The 15,889-nt window shown below is 44.0% G+C and carries 15 protein-coding genes; 3 read left to right on the top strand and 12 right to left on the bottom strand.

Annotation, left to right across the window (positions count from 1 at the left end):
• Positions 1-2: 2 nt before the first annotated feature.
• Positions 3-1,190 carry an acetyl-CoA C-acetyltransferase gene (locus M3183_RS03550; protein WP_251466560.1) on the bottom strand — a complete coding sequence of 396 codons (1,188 nt, stop codon included), beginning with the start codon at positions 1,188-1,190 and terminating at the stop codon, positions 3-5.
• A gap of 544 nt (positions 1,191-1,734) precedes the next feature.
• Positions 1,735-3,849: a (Fe-S)-binding protein gene (locus M3183_RS03545; RefSeq protein WP_251466558.1), complete on the bottom strand. Its 2,115-nt coding sequence runs from the start codon at positions 3,847-3,849 to the stop codon at positions 1,735-1,737.
• 314 nt (positions 3,850-4,163) lie between these two features.
• Between M3183_RS03545 and cls the strand changes: the two genes are divergently transcribed.
• A complete protein-coding gene (cls, locus tag M3183_RS03540) occupies positions 4,164-5,426 on the top strand; it encodes a cardiolipin synthase (RefSeq protein ID WP_251466556.1) in 1,263 nt (420 codons plus the stop codon).
• Between the two features lie 48 nt (positions 5,427-5,474).
• Here the strand turns inward: cls and M3183_RS03535 are convergent, their stop codons facing one another.
• From M3183_RS03535 to speE, 4 genes are all read right to left on the bottom strand, one after another.
• Positions 5,475-5,654, bottom strand: coding sequence for an H-type small acid-soluble spore protein (locus M3183_RS03535; RefSeq protein WP_251466553.1), 180 nt, complete (start codon positions 5,652-5,654; stop codon positions 5,475-5,477).
• 55 nt (positions 5,655-5,709) lie between these two features.
• Positions 5,710-6,150: a YwiB family protein gene (locus tag M3183_RS03530; RefSeq protein WP_251466551.1), complete on the bottom strand. Its 441-nt coding sequence runs from the start codon at positions 6,148-6,150 to the stop codon at positions 5,710-5,712.
• A gap of 160 nt (positions 6,151-6,310) precedes the next feature.
• Positions 6,311-7,183 (bottom strand): agmatinase, encoded by an 873-nt coding sequence (gene speB / locus M3183_RS03525; protein WP_251466549.1) that lies wholly within the window; start codon positions 7,181-7,183, stop codon positions 6,311-6,313.
• A gap of 422 nt (positions 7,184-7,605) precedes the next feature.
• Positions 7,606-8,436: a spermidine synthase gene (gene speE, locus M3183_RS03520; RefSeq protein ID WP_251466546.1), complete on the bottom strand. Its 831-nt coding sequence runs from the start codon at positions 8,434-8,436 to the stop codon at positions 7,606-7,608.
• Between the two features lie 242 nt (positions 8,437-8,678).
• Between speE and M3183_RS03515 the strand changes: the two genes are divergently transcribed.
• Positions 8,679-10,745 (top strand): transglycosylase domain-containing protein, encoded by a 2,067-nt coding sequence (locus M3183_RS03515; protein ID WP_251466544.1) that lies wholly within the window; start codon positions 8,679-8,681, stop codon positions 10,743-10,745.
• A gap of 266 nt (positions 10,746-11,011) precedes the next feature.
• Here M3183_RS03515 and M3183_RS03510 read toward each other — a convergent pair whose 3' ends face one another.
• Complete coding sequence (locus tag M3183_RS03510) at positions 11,012-11,521, bottom strand: YwhD family protein (RefSeq protein ID WP_251466541.1); 510 nt, start codon at positions 11,519-11,521, stop codon at positions 11,012-11,014.
• Between the two features lie 18 nt (positions 11,522-11,539).
• A complete protein-coding gene (locus M3183_RS03505; protein WP_251466538.1) occupies positions 11,540-12,193 on the bottom strand; it encodes a site-2 protease family protein in 654 nt (217 codons plus the stop codon).
• A 173-nt stretch (positions 12,194-12,366) separates the two neighbouring features.
• On the opposite strand from M3183_RS03505, the gene M3183_RS03500 reads away from it, so the two are divergent.
• Positions 12,367-12,552, top strand: a complete 186-nt coding sequence (locus tag M3183_RS03500; RefSeq protein WP_251466536.1) for a 2-hydroxymuconate tautomerase — start codon at positions 12,367-12,369, stop codon at positions 12,550-12,552.
• A 337-nt stretch (positions 12,553-12,889) separates the two neighbouring features.
• Here M3183_RS03500 and M3183_RS03495 read toward each other — a convergent pair whose 3' ends face one another.
• The 4 genes from M3183_RS03495 to M3183_RS03480 form a co-directional block, all read right to left on the bottom strand.
• Positions 12,890-13,120, bottom strand: a complete 231-nt coding sequence (locus M3183_RS03495) for a hypothetical protein (protein ID WP_251466534.1) — start codon at positions 13,118-13,120, stop codon at positions 12,890-12,892.
• Between the two features lie 108 nt (positions 13,121-13,228).
• Positions 13,229-13,732 (bottom strand): YwgA family protein, encoded by a 504-nt coding sequence (locus tag M3183_RS03490; RefSeq protein ID WP_251466533.1) that lies wholly within the window; start codon positions 13,730-13,732, stop codon positions 13,229-13,231.
• Between the two features lie 218 nt (positions 13,733-13,950).
• Complete coding sequence (locus M3183_RS03485) at positions 13,951-15,246, bottom strand: HD domain-containing protein (RefSeq protein ID WP_251466532.1); 1,296 nt, start codon at positions 15,244-15,246, stop codon at positions 13,951-13,953.
• A gap of 398 nt (positions 15,247-15,644) precedes the next feature.
• A complete protein-coding gene (locus tag M3183_RS03480; RefSeq protein ID WP_251466529.1) occupies positions 15,645-15,866 on the bottom strand; it encodes a YuzB family protein in 222 nt (73 codons plus the stop codon).
• Between the last annotated feature and the right edge of the window lie 23 nt (positions 15,867-15,889).

Below are 15,889 nucleotides of genomic sequence, written 5' to 3'. Positions count from 1 at the left end.
GATTACTTCTTAGGCACCTCGATCATCACGGCATCGCCCTGGCCGCCGCCGGAGCAAATGGCTGCAATACCAATACCGCCGCCGCGCCGTTTCAATTCATGCAGCAACGTAATAATAATCCGTGCGCCGCTCGCTCCAATTGGATGTCCCAGCGCAACCGCTCCGCCGTTCACATTCACCTTTTCCAAATCAAGTCCGGCAATTTGCCCGCTTGCCAGCGTAACGGCTGCAAATGCTTCGTTAATTTCAAACAAATCGATATCTGCTAAGCTTTTTCCGGTTTTACGTAAAATTTCATTAATCACGAGGCCTGGCGTCTTTGGAAAGTCCTTTGCTTCTACAGCAATCGCCGCCTGCCCGATAATGACCGCTTCCACCTGCCGGCCTTCACGCAGTGCTCTCTCTTCACTCATTAGGACTAGTGCGCCGGCACCGTCATTCACACCAGGTGCGTTTCCTGCCGTAATGGTCCCTTCTCCATTAAAAGCCGGCCCCAGTTTAGCCAGTTTTTCTATGGATGTATCCTTACGCGGAGCCTCATCATGTTCAACGATTACTGGTGCTCCTTTTCGCTGCGGAACTTCCACAGGGATGATTTCCTCTGCAAATTTGCCGCTTTCGATAGCCGCAACAGCCCGCTGATGGCTTCGTAATGCCCACTCATCCTGGGCTTCACGGGTGAGTTCCAAGTCGCTAGCCGTTGAATTTCCGTAAGTGCCCATATGGACGCCGGTGAAGCTGCAGCTTAAGCCATCATGAATCATCAAATCTTGAACTCCGGCATCTCCCATCCTCAAGCCCCAGCGTGCCTTTGGCAATATATATGGAGCATTGCTCATGGATTCCATACCGCCGGCGACAATGACTTCTTCGTCCCCAAGACGGATGATTTGATCAGCTAATGTAACACTTCTAAGACCGGATGCACAAACTTTGTTGATGGTTTCCGTCTTCACTTCCCATGGAAGCCCAGCATTTCTTGACGCCTGGCGTGACGGAATCTGTCCTTGCCCGCCTTGTAAAACCGTCCCAAAAACAACCTCCTGAACCTCTTCCGGTGCCACTTCCGCCCGCTTCAGCGCTTCCTTAATGACAATGCCTCCAAGTTTTGCAGCAGAAAGACCGCTTAGGCCGCCGCCAAATTTTCCAAATGGTGTTCGAACGCCGCTTAAAATAACTGTCCTGCTCATTTCAAAACACTCCCCCTTTTTCCAATATTCAGTCATGTTATGCTAAAAAAGATCCTGAGCGACTGAACGCTCGCTCGATAAACTAAAAACAAAAACGCACGCAGACTAAGAGGTATCAGCCCGCGCAGCTTGAATCATAATTGAAAGCGTTTTATACATACCTTTATTTTACATAAAAAATAGCAGAAGTTGAATTGTTTTACACAAAATTCCTAAAATTTTGTTTTCAACCTCTGCTATTTGGGAAACCATAAGTCATTCTGCTAATTGGAGCAGGTTATCTGATAATTGATGAAATGCTGTCTGCTAATTGCAGATGATGATCGCTAATTGGCGAAGCCTTTCCACTGATTGCAGACCCCTATCTGCGAATTATGAAAGCTTTCCGCTGATTGAAGCCGTTTATCCGCTAATTACAAAGGCCTTCCGCTAATTGCAGACCCCTATCCGCCAATTGCAGCCGCTTATCAGCTAATTACGAAGGCCTTCCGCCAATTGAAGCTGCCAGCCTTCCATCCCTAATCTCGAGCCAGCCGCCAGAAGATTACGCCCCAACAGCTACAGGCTCACCGCATACTGCTTTTTCCAAAATTTCTGCGACATCGTAAGTGCTGATTTGGTCTTCCACTTCTTTCGCCTTTGTACCGTCAGACAGCATGGTTAAGCAATATGGGCATGCAGAACTGATCATGCTTGAATGGGTTTCAAGCGCCTGCTCGGTACGCGCTACGTTAATGCGCTGGCCGGTGTCTTCCTCCATCCACATCAATCCGCCGCCGGCACCGCAGCACATGGCCCTGTCGCGGCTGCGCTCCATTTCCACCAGCTTCACACCTGGAATGGTTTTCAAAATTTCACGCGGCGGGTCGTACACATCGTTGTAACGGCCCAGGTAGCAGGAATCGTGGAACGTAATCGTTTCGTTCACTGCATGTTTCGGCACGAGTCTGCCGTCACGCACAAGCTCATATAGAATCTCTGTGTGATGGTAAACCTCTACATCCTCTAAGCCAAAATCAGGGTATTCATTTTTGAAAATATTATAAGCATGCGGGTCAGTTGTAATGATTTTCTTTACACCCGCTTTTTCAAACTCCTCAATGTTCTTCGCTGCTAACTCCTGGAACAAGAACTCGTTGCCCAGGCGCCGCGCTGTATCGCCGGAGTTCTTTTCTTTGTTTCCAAGGATGGCAAATTTCACGCCTGCTTCGTTCAATAGTTTAGCAAATGATAAAGCAATCTTTTGGCTGCGGTTATCGTAAGATCCCATAGATCCAACCCAGAAAAGATATTCAAACTCCTCCCCGGCCTTATTCATTTCTTTAACTGTTGGGACGTGAACATCCTCGCGGAGCTCGCGCCAGTTTTCGCGCTCTTTACGGTTTAATCCCCAAGGATTGCCCTGGCGTTCGATGTTGGTCATCGCGCGCTGTGCATCCGGATTCATTTTTCCTTCCGTTAAAACCAAGAAACGCCGCAGATCAATGATTTTTTCCACATGCTCGTTCATCACCGGACATTGGTCTTCACAGTTACGGCAGGTAGTACATGCCCAGATTTCTTCTTCCGTGATAACATCGCCAATCAGATTTGGACTGTAAACAGCAGAAGCGGCGGATTCCTGAGCTCCTTGACCGCCGGCTGCTAGGGCCAGCTGATTTCCTTTTGTATTATTGAAGGCAAATGACGGCACCCACGGCTTTTTTGACGTAACCGCCGCACCGTAATTTGTAAGATGATCACGCATTTTCACAATTAAATCCATTGGCGACAGCATTTTTCCTGTTCCTGTTGCCGGGCACATATTCGTACAACGGCCGCACTCGACACAGGCATAGAAGTCGACCATTTGCAATTGGGTAAAGTCTTCAATTTTTCCAACCCCGAAGGATTCCTGTGTTTCATCTTCAAAATCAATCTTCGTTAATTTGCCAGGCTTCTCCAAACGGTTTAAGTAAACGTTGGCTGGACCGGCAATCAAGTGAGCATGCTTGCCCTGCGGAACATATACTAAGAAAGAAAGCAGAAACATCAGGTGGGACCACCATGCAATATAGAAAATGACGATAGAGGCCGTTTCCCCGATTCCCGATAGAGCCATTCCAATAAGGGATGCAACCGGCTCAGACCATGATGGGTCTTCACCATGCCAGATGATGCCCATTCCGTTTCCAATAAGAACGGAAAGCATCAAGCCGCCAATAAAGATTAATACTAGTCCTGATTTAAAGCCGCGTTTTAAACGGACTAATTTTTCAATGTAGCGGCGGTAAAAAGCCCAGACAGTTGCAATTAAAATCATCAGAGTGACAATTTCCTGGAAGAAGGTAAAAGCCGGATAAAGCGGGCCAAGAGGTAAATGGGATCCCGGTTTAATTCCCTTCCAAATAAAATCAATCGCCCCAAATTGAACTAACAGGAAGCCGTAAAAGAACATAACATGGATAGCGCCGCTCTTTTTATCTTTCAGCAGCTTCTTTTGTCCAAAAACCATAACCCAGATCTTGTTAAGCCGTTCCTTCACATTGTTGTCAAACTCCGTTTTTTTACCGAGCTTAATATATTCAATGCGTGTTTTGACAACATAGGTAAACAAACTGATGCCGTAAGCGGTTACAGCTAAAAATGCAATGAGGTTTACCCATAACAGACCATTCATACAAACGCTCCTTTCCGTGTTTCTCCCCTGTTTTTTGTAGAAAATAGATAATTTTCTGACTAACTTAATTCTATTATATTATGAATGAGCATTCAGTCAATCCATTTTACAAGTTTATTTTTTATTATCCAAGGGTGAATTAATAAATTTTTCAGAAAATACTTAACTTAATTATAATATGAACAATCGCTCGGTCAACCCCCTTTTTAAAATTTCAGCCATCTTCTGGCATTTACACATAGAGTAATTTTTACATTCATTAATAGAAGACAGCTGCTCTGGAAAAACTAATCTCACTGATTGGAGGAATTCCAATGTATGTTTTGGGCATAAGTATATTATTCATCATTATATGGCTTGTTTTGGATTTTAGATTAGGGCGAAAGTACCATCTCTCACTTGTTCGGCAAGTGGAATCCTCCATGCTTTATAGCCATTTTGAGGTGTTTGGGCATGGGAAAGAGCTGTTCAATGACTTTTTCAACAGCCTTTACAATGCAGAAAAGGAAATTCATGTCATGTTTTATATCGTAAAAGATGATGTGTTTAGTAAAGAATTTCTTTCCATCTTAAAAGCAAAAGCCTGCGAGGGAATTGAAGTGCGGCTTTTGATTGACCGGCTTGGCAGCTTGAAAGTAAAAAAGGACATTGGAGATGAATTGAGCCAGGCTGGTGTCCAGGTTGCCTTCAGTGACCGGATTGAATTTCCCTTTCTGTTTTATTCCGCCAATGTCAGGAATCATCGGAAAATCTCTGTCATTGACGGTAAAATTGGTTATCTTGGCGGCTATAACATTGGACAGGAATATATTGACGAGGGCCCTCAGCCCTTGAATCCGTGGCGGGATTATCATTTAAAAATGACCGGAGAAGGAGTGCATTTATTACAGAATACCTTTCAGGCAGATTGGGAGAGAGCGGCGAAAAAAGGACGAAAGGTTTTGTACAGCAAGATTCCAATGGGGAGAATTCCTGCACCGATAATGGCTGATATGGAAACGTCGGCTGAATTGACTTACCCTGTGAAACGGAAGCCGGACGGAATTCCTCATCAATTGGTTCCTACGGAGGCTGATCAGCTTGAGGAGTGGTTTAGAAAGCTGATTCAAATGGCGGAAAAGGAAATGATCATTGGCACTCCCTACTTTATTCCCAGCCGGCGGATTTTGGATGAACTCCTGGCAGCATTAAAACGCGGTGTGAAGCTTACTGTCATTGTTCCGTATACATCCGACCATGTACTCGTACAGGAGGCCTCTTATCGTTATTTTCGAAAGCTGCTACGTGAAGGCGCCTTCGTTTATCAATATAAAAATGGGTTTTATCATGCTAAAACTATTGTGATTGATGACAAAATTTGCGACATTGGCACCGCCAATTTCGACAAACGCAGTCTTTATTTGAACAAAGAAATTAACTGCTATATTTATGATTCTCAATTTATTGCCCGTTTTAAAAACATCTTGGAAAAAGATATTAAGAATTCTGAAATGCTGACACTTGATTCTTTAGACAAGATGAACCCGGTACGATTGGTTAAAGAAGGTGCTGCCTATTGTATTTCTTATTTTTTATAATATTTTTTAATGAAAAGAGTCCCCGAATGTACAATCGGAGACTCTTTTCTACTCTTCTATTAGGTTAAGAACCGGAACATCACGTTCATTATCCGGGTCTTTTCTGGAATAGATACGCGCCATTTTTGTTGCTTCATCCACATGTTGGATAATTACCGGTGTTCCTTCATAACTGACATGAATCATATCAGCAGAGTCGAGAATCTCTTTTGCTCTTCCCACATTCATTCCTGATTCACTCCTTGAAAAAAATACATTACTACTATTTGCATTTTTTTGGATATTATTCATCTGAATGATCGGGGTGAAAAAGAATTTCTAAGTGAAATGTACCTGCCGGCGATCCCTGCATTTCAAAATCATAAACAATCTCAATGCGGCCGCTGTTATTTCCATGATCAGTATAATCCATCTTTCGCGCCGTTGTTGTGGTTTCAAATGCCCCAAGCGGCAGCTCATAACTGCCTTTTAATGTTTCCTGCAGCCGGAATGGAAGCCTCATTTTTATGGCACCGGTCCGTAAAATCAGCATGTCCTCTTTCGATACTTTTACCGTCGTCCGGACCGTGCCCACCTCTTCTAATACTTCCTCATATTGCAGGTACACTGCCTTTTCCTTCTGGTAATAGCGGCCAAAAACAATCAATTCCATTGGATCCGCCCCATTAATGGTGGTTTTCACAGAAACTTGTACAGGTATCTCGTTTTTTGTCAAAAATTGCACTTCCCTTAACTTTTGATTCGCGGATAACCGCCGCCCATTCGCTGATATATGTGCCAAATCCGCCGATAAAACACTTCAATCCGCTCATATACGTCTATTTTACTTGTTTCAAAACAAAGATGCCTGCCCATATAAAAGGCAGACACCTGCTTTTTTTAACTTATTTTACCCAGCCAAGCAGCATTTCCCGGATCAATTTGCTGGCAGTGTTCGCAGTTTGCTCGGAAGGGTCATAAATCGGCGCCACTTCCACGAGGTCTCCGCCGACGACATTAACCTCGGAGCGGGCGATTTCATGAATTGAAGCAAGAAGTTCTTTTGATGTAATTCCGCCTGCATCCACCGTTCCTGTCCCAGGAGCATGAGCCGGATCCAGCACATCAATATCAATCGTCACATATACCGGACGGCCTGCAAGTTTCGGCAGCACCTTTTTTAACGGCTCCAGTACTTCAAATTTTGAAAGATGCATGCCATTTTGTTTTGCCCACTCAAATTCTTCCTTCATCCCCGAACGGATTCCGAATGAATACACATTGGACGGTCCAACCAGCTCTGCAATTTTTCGAATCGGCGTCGAGTGTGACAGTTCTTCGCCCTCGTAATTTTCGCGGAGGTCTGTATGGGCATCCATATGAATAATCGCAAGATCTGGATGTTTTTTATAAACGGCGCGCATAACCGGCCATGACACAAGGTGCTCTCCGCCCATTCCCAGCGGAAACTTGCCATCATCCAGCACTTTTTTCACAAATTCCTCAATCAAATCAAGGCTTCGCTGCGGATTGCCAAACGGAAGCGGAATATCCCCGGCATCAAAATATTTAATTTCCTCAAGCTCGCGGTCAAGATATGGGCTGTACTCCTCAAGACCGACAGACACCTCCCGAATTCTCGCAGGGCCAAATCTGGATCCTGGACGAAAACTCACGGTCCAATCCATCGGCATCCCATAAAGTACTACCCGGCTCTCCTCGTAATTCGGATAACTCTTAATAAACACATTCCCTGAATAAGCCTCATCAAAACGCATCAGGCATTCCTCTCTTTCTATGTATTGGTATCAGGCGCTTCCCATGGATTTTGTCCACCTGGGGCGGACAAATTTATCATACAGGCATTGTTTTGATTCCTGACAGGAACTATTTTTGGGCCCTTAGGGTACGTAAACAGTTGGTATCTTCTCTCTAATTGCCATTTTCTCTTCTCAGATGGAACATAGACGCTTCCTATCTTTCCCCTAAATACCTTTTTCCCGTCTCAGAGGGCGCATACGCATTCTCTATCTTCCCTCTAATTGCCTTTTTCTCTTCTCAGAGGGCACGGCACATACGCATAGACGCTTCCTATCTAATAGCCATTTTTCCACCCTTCAGAGGGCAGATCCCATTGCCCCGTTCTCAAATACAAATTTCCCTTCAAAAGGAATTCTCGGCTAAATAGCCTGCCTAACCTTTATTTCACCAAATCTCCCACAAATTTTGGGAGGACAAATGCTGCTTTGTGCAGTTCTTTTGTATAGTATTTGGTTTCTATATCATGGAACCTTTCATCTGGTACTTTGAGCGGGTCGTATTTTTTCGAACCTATGGTAAAGGCCCATAAGCCGCTCGGATAGGTCGGGATGTTTGCGACATATAGATGGGTAATGGGAAAAATCTCGCGGACATCGCGCTGAACTTGACGGATTAAGTCTCCTTTAAACCATGGGTTGTCCGATTGGGCAACAAAGATGCCATCCTCCTTCAACGCCTTCGAAATTCCGGCATAAAAACCTTTTGTAAACAGATTAACTGCAGGGCCTACCGGTTCAGTGGAGTCCACCATGATGACGTCATATTCATGATCACTGTTCGCAATATGCATGAAGCCGTCATCCACCCGTACCTCTACCCGCGGATCATCCAGCCAGCCGGCAATCTCCGGTAAAAACTTTTTCGAGTACTCAATCACTTTTCCATCAATATCCACAAGTGTTGCCTTTTTCACACTTGGGTGCTTTAATACCTCGCGGATTACACCGCCGTCGCCGCCCCCAACCACCAGCACATTTTCTGGATTCGGATGCGTAAATAATGGAACATGTGCGACCATTTCATGATACACAAATTCGTCTCTCACCGACGTCATGACCATGCCGTCTAGCAGCAGCATATTTCCCCACTCAGCCGTTTCCACCATCTCCAGCATTTGAAAATTGGTTTTTTCTGTATGTAAGGTTTTATTCACTTTCATGGTGATGCCAAAGTTCTCGGTCTGCTTTTCCGTAAACCAAAGTCCAGCCAAAGTCAATCATCCTTCCAATTTTTCTAGCAGCCACTCCTATATTTGGCTGAAATACGCCCGAAAACGTACCTCAAATCCATTCAATTTTTATCCTACCCAAACTATTGAATTACAATCACGCCAAAATGTCTAGCAAAATTAAAAATCCTGCCAATAAATGTTTAAAAAACCAATATTTTTTCAATACTATTACTATCTGATTTTTTACCAATAACAGACTTAAATAAAAGGTGGTGGCCAATGTGGAAATCATGACGGATCACGGGTTTCGCAAGACGATTAAATATTTACGTGCATTATTTTTCATCAGTTTGATTGGCATGGTTTGTATGGCTATTGTCCTGATTGGCATTTTAACCTATGCCAAGGTGCTTGGCCCGCCTGCGCTTGCAGTGCCGCAATCAACATTGTACTTCTCTGATGACGGGACATTGATTGGCGAAAGCAACAGCGGCCAAAAACGCTACTGGGCGAACCTTAATAAGATTTCACCCGATTTAGTGAATGCCACCATTTCGATTGAGGATAAGAACTTTTACAACCACCACGGGTTTGATTATAAACGAATTGCCGGGGCCATGATTGCCGATGTCAAGGCGTTTGCCAAGGTACAAGGGGCGAGCACCATTACCCAGCAATATGCCCGGAACCTTTTCCTTGAGCACGACAAAACCTGGTCACGGAAAATCAACGAGGCGCTGTACACGATCCGCCTTGAAATGAATTATTCGAAAAAAGATATTTTGGAAGGCTATTTAAATACTATTTACTATGGAAACGGTGCTTATGGCGCTGAGGCCGCAAGCCAGTTTTATTATGGAAAAAAAGCCTCTGAACTCAGTCTGGCAGAAGCAAGCATGCTTGCCGGTATTCCGAAAGGACCGAGCCATTATTCACCGCTTAGTTCCATGGAAAATGCCAAGCGGCGGCAAAAATTGATTTTAGCCAGCATGGTCCAAAACGGATACATTACAAAAAAACAGGCGAAAGCCGCTGTAGAAGAGAAGCTGGTATTCACCGGCGCCCACAATACGCAAAAAGTAAATACAGCTCCCTATTTCCAGGATGCTGTGAAAAATGCGCTGAAAAATCAGCTCCATTTGGATGAGCGCACGATTGCTCTTGGGGGATTAAAGGTGTACACCACTCTTAACCTTAAGCAGCAGAAGGCAGCGGAGGAGCAGATCCAAAACAAAATAGACAGTTCGTCCAAGATTCAAATGGCATTAGTCGCCATGGATCCGAAGAACGGCTATGTGAAAGCAATGGTCGGCGGCAGGGATTACGAGAAAAGCCCATTTAACCGGGCGGTTCAGGCTATTCGGCAGCCAGGTTCAACTATCAAGCCGCTGTTATATTACGCTGCCCTAGGCCACGGTTTTACCCCGTCTTCCACCATGCGGAGTGAATCAACCACCTTTCACTTCGATGACGGCAGACCGGAGTATACACCGCATAATTTTAACAACCATTATGCAAATGGTGAAATTACCCTTGCCCAGGCGCTCGCTGTCTCTGACAATATTTATGCTGTAAAAACTCATCTATTTTTAGGTGAAGAAGTTTTGGCAGATACGGCAAAGAAGTTTGGATTATCGACCAAAATGGCACAGGTACCGTCTCTCGCCCTTGGAACCTCAGGCGTCAGGGTGATTGAAATGGCCAATGCCTATAGCATGTTTGCCAATGGCGGCAAAAGCGTCCATCCGATCTTGGTTACAAGAGTAGAAGACTACAATGGCAAGGTTATTTTTGAAAGAAAAACAGAGACAGAAAAAGCACTCGACCCAGCCAAAGCTTATGTCATGACCCAGATGATGGCAGGGGTATTTGACAATAAGCTGAATGGCTATGCCAAAGTAACTGGAAGCACGATTGCGGACGAATTAACAAGACCGTATGCGGGCAAATCCGGCTCAACGGAAACCGACAGCTGGATGATTGGCTTCACACCGCAGCTCGTTACCGCCGTCTGGGCTGGATATGATGTCGGCCAGCCGATTGAGCTCCGCCCTGAAAAATCATATGCGAAAAAGGTCTGGGCCGGCTTCATGGAAGAAGCCTTGGATGGAAGGCCCGTAAAGGCCTTTAAGCCGCCAAAAGACGGAGTTGTCGGAGTTTATGTGAACCCAGAAAATGGAAAACTCGCTACAGACAACTGCCCTGTCCGCCGGTTCACCTATTATGTTGCGGGAACGGAGCCGACTGAATACTGTACCGAGCATTTGAAAAAAGGTGAGAGTGGACCAGTAAAAGAGGAGAAAAAAGTTAAGAAACCATGGTACAAGAGGATCCTGCCGTGGAGTTAAAAATAAAAAGCGGCCTCGCTCAGCCTCAAGTAAAGCAAATGTTCGAGGATGAAAACTGGCTGGGCGCTGCATCTGGAATCCAGATAACTGCTTCATAAAACGGAAAAAGCTCCGGAATTATCCGGAGCTTTTTCCTGTCCTAGTCTTACAGTGCTTTCACACTTCCTATAATACTACCCATTTTTTAAAAAAACTACAAGTAATTCCACAATTTATTTTTCTGGCGTAGCGAGCCAATAAAATCTCCCGCTGGTTGAACCTTCGCCTTATTCTGCTGCGAGAGCTGTTTTCAGCTCATCAGAAGAATTATTCCACAATGTTTCATTGTGGCTGCGGAGGAAATCAACCAGCACTTTCTTTGATTTAGCATCCATGTCATCTACAATAATATGGCGTTTAATAGATTTATCCATGCGGTTTACATGTTCTGGCAGTGACTTGTAGCCGCGGCGGATTTCCCGGTCAACTGTCATATAGCAGGCTGTCACTCCGGCATAGTACGGTCCTTCGACATTGCGGTCAATGGTCACCCATACGAGCCAATATGGCTTGCCATTCGGAACCTCTTCTTGATTCGGTAAAAATTTTATTCCCTTTTCCACCGCACTGCGGGCATGCATGGCACCGATATCGATTTCCGCCTCTCCAGCCTCAACATTGATTATAACCGGCGATACATTATTTAGACTAAGGGCACCTTTTCCAAAGCCCTTATGCCCATCTGTAGGATCATTTTTTATAATATTAAAGCCCATTTTTTTCTTATTTTCTTCCATTACGGCTTAAAACCTCCTTTAAAAAAATACGCCATAAAAGAAATTACTCAACGTACCTGCCACCCATGGGATGATTATGTTAAAAAGGGGCTGAATCGTCATATTGTTAAGCGGCGGAATCAGCACTAAGATGAGAAAAATCAGCACACCATATTGTTCATATTGTGTCATTTTAGCCCGCACATCAGTTGGTACCAGATCCTCAACAATCCGATAGCCGTCAAGCGGAGGCAGCGGCAGCAAATTAAAAATGAACAAAACGATATTCAACTGGATAAAAATATTGAGAAAATCATTAAAATTATCGTTCAAAATAATACCCATTCTGGATAAACCATAGCCAATAATAAAACCAACGCAGGCCAAAAGCAAGTTTGACAGCGGACCTGCAGCCGAAACAAGGATGCCAGCCAAGCGGGGCTTTTTAAAAAAGTAGCGGTTCACCGGCACCGGGCGGGCCCAGCCAAATCCGGCAATCAAAATCAAGATTGTGCCAAACGGATCAAGATGCTGCAGCGGATTTAAAGTAAGCCTTCCCTGTCTTTTCGCTGTTTCATCGCCAAATTTATAGGCTGTATAGGCATGGGCAAATTCATGCAATGTAAAGGCAAACACAAGAGTAATGGCCACATACGGAATCCACTTTATCGGGTATGCCAGAAATCCTTCCAAAAATGTCTCTCCTCCTCACTAATCAGCGGTCACATAAACCGAACATTTCTATATTCCTTATAGTATACATGAAAGCTCTTTAAAAAAGAAAATGTAACGTGCTCTTTATATTTGCACTTTTCCACCAATTGTGGAACACTACTAGCGTAGGAACTTATTTAGGAGGAATGAACATGCCATACGTCACAGTTAAAATGCTTGAAGGACGCACAGACGAACAAAAGAAGGCTTTAGTTGAAAAAGTAACAGCCGCTGTCAGTGAAACGACAGGCGCTTCGAAGGAAAAAGTCACCATCTTCATTGAGGAAATGTCTAAAAAAAATTATGCCGTTGCAGGCGTACGCGAGAGCGACAAATAAGAGTCCATCCGTAAAAAGAGTGTGAAGTCCGATTTCATTCATTCACACTCTTTTTTTACGTGTTAAATTAGGCTGTTGATTTCCGCTCCATAAGGACAGAAGGTATTGTACCACTAAAAGCGAAAGCTCTTCGAAGGAGGCACAAGCAGTTCGCAGGCGTTCCGCGGATCCTCCTCGCCACTAACGCCCGCGGGGGCCCCTGGCACATAATCCCGCAGGACATTAAATAGGCCCATGCACGAAGAAAATGCGTTAACGTTTACCATGACTTTTCGTGCCTGCCGCTGCATCAACAGGGTTAAAAAAAACAACACCACTCTTTAACAGAGCCAAAGTTTTAAAATTGCAACGGGTCCTTTGGGCTTTCAATTTTCATTTTTTCCAGTTCAAGCCGCATTTTTTCTGTCTCTATTAAATAATTTTCGTGTTTTACCTTTTCCAGTTCCAGCTGATTTTTCAGCATTTCCGCTTTTAATTTCGTCTTTTTTAATGAAAACCCGCCTAAAATTGCCACAATGGGAATCCCAAAAGTCATTACAATGGCAACCAATCCAATAAAATCATCCATGTGCCCGCCTCCCTATCCTCCATTAGACAAATCATAGCAAATTTTCAAGAAAATTCAAATTGTTTCCATAAAAAAATGCCTGGATTTTATCCAAGCAATTTCCAACTTTTATTGAATTTTTGTTTTTAAACTTTCAATATATTGATAGGCCTCATCAATTTCCGCTTCCGTATAACGCTGACTCTTTTTCAACGTAAACACCTTATTCATGACTTCCTCTTTTTCAAGTTCATCAAAAAACAATACGGTCGAGACAAGCTCTAAAAATCTTGCATTCTGTTCATTCATATCCAGGAAAAAGTTCTCCAAAAACGGCATGTCCACTTCATTCAGGGTTAAAAACTCTTTTCCCGGCTCTGTCAGAGTATAGCGGTATTGGTAATACCCGCCTTTCTTTTCCTTGACCTCATTCAAAAAGCCCATATTGCAAAGCTCTTCCACTCTTGTTGTCAATTCCTCAGAATATGGACCATAAAAATGAAACTGGAATCTATCATTAAAAGGAAAATGAATCTTTTTTGCTATATATATCATTTTTTGCAGCTTTTTCCGCCCGACAACTTCACCAGCCGCCATAATCGCCTGCATCAGCTTGGCATGATCTTTTAACACATTCGTCATCTCCTACTCCATTTAAAACTGTATGGCGTTCTATTCGACTATTTTCAATAGAAATACATTCAGAGAAACTAGACTAAGTCATCTAATAAAGACGGTCAGAGCAAAGCTATACATCACTTCATCCGCAGTGAAAAATGTATATCCCGTACCGCCATTGATTATACTTATTCCATTTGGCGGCGCTCCGTCCCTTTCCCGCCACAGCCTCTCTATTCTAAAAGGTCACGTATTTGACTTTTAATATCTGCCCCTGTCGATTCATCGGCAAGTAAATCAGCAGGATAGTAGAGTTTATGGTCGGTTCTTCTTTTTCCCGAAATGGCATCCACGATCTCCGACTCTCTGGAAAGCTCCCTTAGTTCTCCGTTTTCCATTAATAAATGAATGGGGAGCCGTTCTTCCTCTTCACCAGGACGATAAAAGTCATACGGCAAATCTGAGGAGGAATCTACTACTAAATAATAATCCGGGTCAATGCCAGCCTTGATAAACAACGTATTCAGCTGTGCCAGCTTTTTATATTCCTTCGCTGGGTCAAACTCTGCATACTTAAACAAATTCCGATTGACAAAACGGCAGCATAAATCCCTCAGGATGGAATCATCCTCTTCCTGCCAAATCTGAAAGTAATACAAAATGACAGCCTCATCTAATTTTAAGTAGTCTTCTAATGTCACGTTTTCACAGAAAAAAGATACAAAATGGTGCGGCTCATGTTTAAATGCATAGTTTTCTTTAAATAACTGCTTCGCCCTGTGGAGAATTTTCGTTAAAATCACCTCAGCGCTGCGGGACACCGGGTGGAAGTATACCTGCCAATACATTTGGTAGCGGCTCATGATATAGTCTTCAACCGCATGCATGCCGCTCTTTTTTATAACAACCTGTTCTTCCCGGGGGCGCATGACACGCAAAATCCGTTCCATGTCAAATTGGCCATAGCTGACCCCGGTAAAATAAGCGTCCCGCTGTAAATAATCCATCCGGTCGGCATCAATCTGGCTTGAAATCATACTGACAACCAGTTTTTTCTCAGACGTCTTCGCAATCACTTCCGCCACTTTCTCTGGAAAACCTGGTCCGACATGGTTCAGCACTTTGTTGACTTCTGTATCTCCTAAAATAATGGCTCTTGTAAAATCCTCATGATCGAAATCAAAAACCTTTTCAAATGCGTGGGAAAATGGCCCATGGCCAAGATCATGGAGAAGGGCAGCACATAAGGTGAGGAGGCGGTCGCCAGCATTCCATTCCTCTCTGCCGTCAAAGACATCATCAATCATCCGGCGGACAATTTCATAAACGCCCAAGGAATGGTTAAAGCGGCTGTGCTCTGCCCCGTGAAAGGTTAAAAAAGTGGTTCCAAGCTGCTTAATCCGACGCAGGCGCTGGAACTCCTTTGTCCCGACTAAATCCCAAATCGCCCGGTCCTGCACATGCACATAGCGGTGGACTGGATCCTTAAACACTTTCTCTTCGCTCAACTTTTCCATCGAATAAGTCATCCGCTTCCCTGCCCCCTTTCCAATTACCCGAACTTTATTAATTTCTATTATATACCAAAAAAGCACAAAATTCCGCAGGATTTTTCGACAAATCGAAAAGTATAACACCTTTGGAACAAGCATAGCCTGCTCCTGCCAAGCTTATTCTTTTGGAAGCCTTCCTTAGCGGTCTGCCTCAGGAATAGCACAAGAGGAGCCGGCAGAACGGCTGCTATTTAACCTTTTGGACGGATTGGCTTGTGACCTCGAGCTCCTTAAAGCTATCGCTTTGCGCAAGATTCTTAAGAAGTTTATATGGGGATGAAAACTGGCTTGGCCGCTTGCACTGGATATTTCTCAAAGTCAAAATCCCTTTCCATAAAAAAGAAAAAACACCTTTGTCGAATGCCAAAGGTGATTTATTTAATTTTCTTTTGCACTTTTTCCATTAATTCCTCTTCTGTCAATGCTGCGACTGGACGGTTGTTAACGAAGGTAAAGGTCTTTTTTCGTCCTGGTCCGCAATAAGATTGGCAGCCAATTTTGATTTCGGCATCCGGATCCAATTCTTTTAAATGAGGGATTAATGTCTTCAAATTCACGGCTTGGCAATCATCACAAACACGAAATTCATTAGCCATTTCCGACAACCCTTTCTAAAAAA

The sequence above is a fragment of the Neobacillus mesonae genome (assembly GCF_023715155.1).
GTDB lineage: Bacteria > Bacillota > Bacilli > Bacillales > Cytobacillaceae > Neobacillus > Neobacillus mesonae_A.
Note: the sequence above shows the minus strand (reverse complement) of the source record. Positions and strands in the feature narration are given on the sequence as shown.